A 3,281-nucleotide genomic window follows, 5' to 3' on the forward strand; every position below is an offset into this window, starting at 1 on the left:
ATAAAAACAGAGCTTCGCAAATATGAGTTTTACAACACACAGGGAAGTGTTTATTTATGCGAAAATAGTGACATGGCTAATCTGTTTAGGGCTATCGATGCCTTGAAAAAAATTGACTGGTTTAAAAATTCCGTCCGTGACATCAGGGCATTCAGAGTAGAGGACTGGTCAAACTTTACCGAATTTGTAAAAGAATGAGGCATAAGGGAAAAATTACATTCCTATTCCTCGGCCTTTTGATGGCTTATTTGCCCTGGTTACTTCTTTAGCCTGGCTTTGTTCCTGGTTCGTCCTTTGCTCTTCTCTGAATTGTTCTTGCTTCAATTCCTGCAGGAGTGTTTTGTTTGGTGTGGTTTCGGCCTGTTTTACTGCCTGTTCTTTCTCTTTAAAAGTGCCGTTTTTCATGGCATTTTGATACTCGAAACTTTGGCTGTACTGCCTTTCATAGCTGAATTTCTTATCAAATTCATCCTCGCATTTTTTAAAAAAATCGGTCCGATCAAAACCACTCCGGACAGTTCCGGATCTGCCGGCACTCCGATGGTTTGTTTTCGGGCTTAGTTTAATGCGGTTTTCTTTGTCCTTCCGGCTTACAATCACATGGGCGTGCATCCCTTCTTTATCTTCTCTGTTGTGGTGTATCTTGGCGTAATACATCAAGTTTTCCCCTTTCAATCCTTTGTCGAAATTCTTGGCGTATTCGTCCATAACTTGGCGTGTGTAGGCCTTCATTGCTTTGCTTCGTTCTGCTTCGGCGCTACCCATTGTGGAAAGTTCCTTTTCCGATGGGGAGATAGTAATAGCAAAGAATTTGGCGTCTTTTGCGCACAATTTAGCCTTATTTTGGTCTAATTCTCTCACAGCAGTAGCAAAGTCCACCTCTTTGCCTTCATGGTCAAAAAACGGCTCTATTTGCCCTTTTTCGGATAAATTCTTTTCATTCTCATGGTTTAGGTATTGCAAAGCACCAAAAGAACTGCCTGTATTGGCATATTTTCCCGAACCTCCGCCCTGAATTTTAATGTTCATAGCTTTTCAATTGTTCTATTGCCTGTTTTTTTCCTCCCCAACCCCCTGCATCCATTGTAATTTGGAGCATTTTAGAAACCTCAGAAACTACCTTTCCATGTTCCTGATAAGACTTCTTTCGAGCTTCTGCCAGTTGGTTTTTTAGCTCCTGATTTTCTTTTTGAACCTTTTCAAAATCTTCCCTTAGAAGTTTCAATAATTCACTCAAGCTTTCTCTGGTTTTGTTGGTTCCGGCGGCAATGCCTTTAACAATATCCTCTCTGGTTGAAAGCCTTGTTAAGGTTGGAATAAGGATATCCTTTTCCTGTTTCTTCATGAATGCAACAACGCTATCCATGCGTTTGATGATCTTCTGCATCTCATCAGCTGGGGCATCGTAATTGAAAGGGTCAATCCCATAGATGCGGAAAAAATCCAGCATTTTAGAAATTACTTTATCTCTGGAAACCTTGTGTTTATTGGCTTCCCGTGCCAAATCAGCTGCGGTTGCTTCGCTTATTCCTATGCTTTTTTGTGCCATATGTAAAAAGTTTTTGTTTATTAATTTACAAATGTAAACTTTGTAAATCAGTTATTTAACCATATTTTTATAAATATCTATAAAATAAATTTATAAATAAATTTATTCAAACAACTGTTTTACAGTTGTTTAGCCTCGCAGAGCAAGGGAGAAACAGGGCCCTGCCCAGTTCCCTCTTGCTGTATCAAAGATACACATTTCGTCTCGCAAAACAACCGCAGCACCTTTTTTTCCGGTAGTCTTTTTTTGGGTTGTTTTCAGTCTTGGGTATCTTTTTTCCCTTATGCCTTTTTGGGGATGGATTTGGAGCACTCTTCAATAGGTTTGTTTTTTCTTGGTTTTGCTCTTTCTTAAACCACCTTTTTTAAGGCGAAGCCCTTTCTTATTGTAATACTTATTGAAGAGTACTCTTATTGTAGTGGTTTTTCCGACTCTCTGCAAATCAGAACCAGCAAGGCACACAGAAGGTTGATAATTTAATTAACGATACATTTTGCGATGTTATCTTTCATTTAACGATACATTTTGCGATAATTAAAGATACATTTTGCGATGTTGTACCCTTAATTAAAGATACATTTTTTTATTATGTATTTTTATTATCTTTGGGGTATGAAAGACAAACCACTACATCCCGACACAATCATCCAACCCAATAAGGTTACGATGATGCGCTATGCCATTACGGCATTAGAAGAAAATCTATTTACTCTTGTAATGGATAGCTTTAAAAACGAGTTATATAACGGTAAACTAATGGACAGAAACCTATGGGGTGAGCCTGTTTTGAATCTTGATTTAAAAGAGATCGCACCAACTTTACTCCCTGCGGATGCATTTAAGCGGCTCAAAAAAATAAAACGCAGAGAATTTGGATATACCTACATAAGCCCAAAGAACGGCCAAGAAGTGGAAGTAGATGGTGTTTTGTTTCCAACCGTTCTAAAGTCAGGCAACTATGTTCAAGTCAAAGTAAACACAGATGCACTACCATTCTTATTGTGGATTGATGGCCCGGAACCGGGAAAAACATATTACAATAAACTCTCATCGATGACCCTGTCCGGCGGACATAGTAAGAGATTATATAAAATGCTTTGCAGTTGGAAGAGTAAGGGTGCTTGGAGAATAAAAATAGACGAATTCAAACAAAAATTTAAAGTAACTCACAATTTAAGCAACTTGAAAAGACTCGTTTTAGAACCTGCAAAAGAGGAAATGTATAACAATAAAAATTCAGATATTTGGTTTGAATACTCCACCGAAACAAGCGAGGAGCTGAAACAACAAGGGGGCAAAGGGCGCAAACCACACGACCAATTAGTATTCAAAATTCACACCCGATACAAGACCGATGATGAACGACTGGAGGAACTACGAAAGGGGATCGCTTTTGAGCTATTTAATGAAATACTCTTATTTCTCCAAAGTTGTCTTGGTAAAACCAGTGAAAAGGCACTTGAAATAACAGGAGCTTGCACCGATGAAGGAGACCGCTTTTGTAATCAGCGATACAAGGATTTAAAAGGTTTACGGGAAAAAGCAGAATCAAAGCCTCAAGCTTTCAATTTCTTTATGAAAGGAGCAGAAAAGCAAAGCGATAACGATATTTTTCAATTAAGATACAAGGATTGTAAAACCAAAACTAAAAAGAAATGACAGAAGAAAAATTGAAGCAAAAAGCAGAAAAAGCAAAAAAATACTATTCGCAATTTGATATTAGCGAACCTAC

General features: G+C 38.1%; 4 protein-coding genes. 2 read left to right on the plus strand and 2 right to left on the minus strand.

The genetic code is table 11. The features are described from left to right. Positions 1–198: a hypothetical protein gene (locus tag U9Q18_00100; GenBank protein ID MEA3312762.1), complete on the plus strand. Its 198-nt coding sequence runs from the start codon at positions 1–3 to the stop codon at positions 196–198. A gap of 15 nt (positions 199–213) precedes the next feature. On the opposite strand, the gene U9Q18_00105 is transcribed toward U9Q18_00100, so the two are convergent. Then, positions 214–1,029 (minus strand): DUF5712 family protein, encoded by an 816-nt coding sequence (locus tag U9Q18_00105; GenBank protein ID MEA3312763.1) that lies wholly within the window; start codon positions 1,027–1,029, stop codon positions 214–216. After that, a complete protein-coding gene (locus U9Q18_00110; protein ID MEA3312764.1) occupies positions 1,019–1,549 on the minus strand; it encodes a BfmA/BtgA family mobilization protein in 531 nt (176 codons plus the stop codon). Before U9Q18_00110 ends, U9Q18_00105 begins: the two co-directional genes overlap by 11 nt. Before the next feature lie 612 nt (positions 1,550–2,161). Here U9Q18_00110 and U9Q18_00115 point away from each other — a divergent pair. Further along, a complete protein-coding gene (locus tag U9Q18_00115) occupies positions 2,162–3,208 on the plus strand; it encodes a replication initiation protein (GenBank protein ID MEA3312765.1) in 1,047 nt (348 codons plus the stop codon). Positions 3,209–3,281: the final 73 nt, after the last annotated feature.

This window comes from Caldisericota bacterium, from assembly GCA_034717215.1.
In the GTDB taxonomy this organism is placed as follows: Bacteria; Caldisericota; Caldisericia; order Caldisericales; family Caldisericaceae; genus UBA646.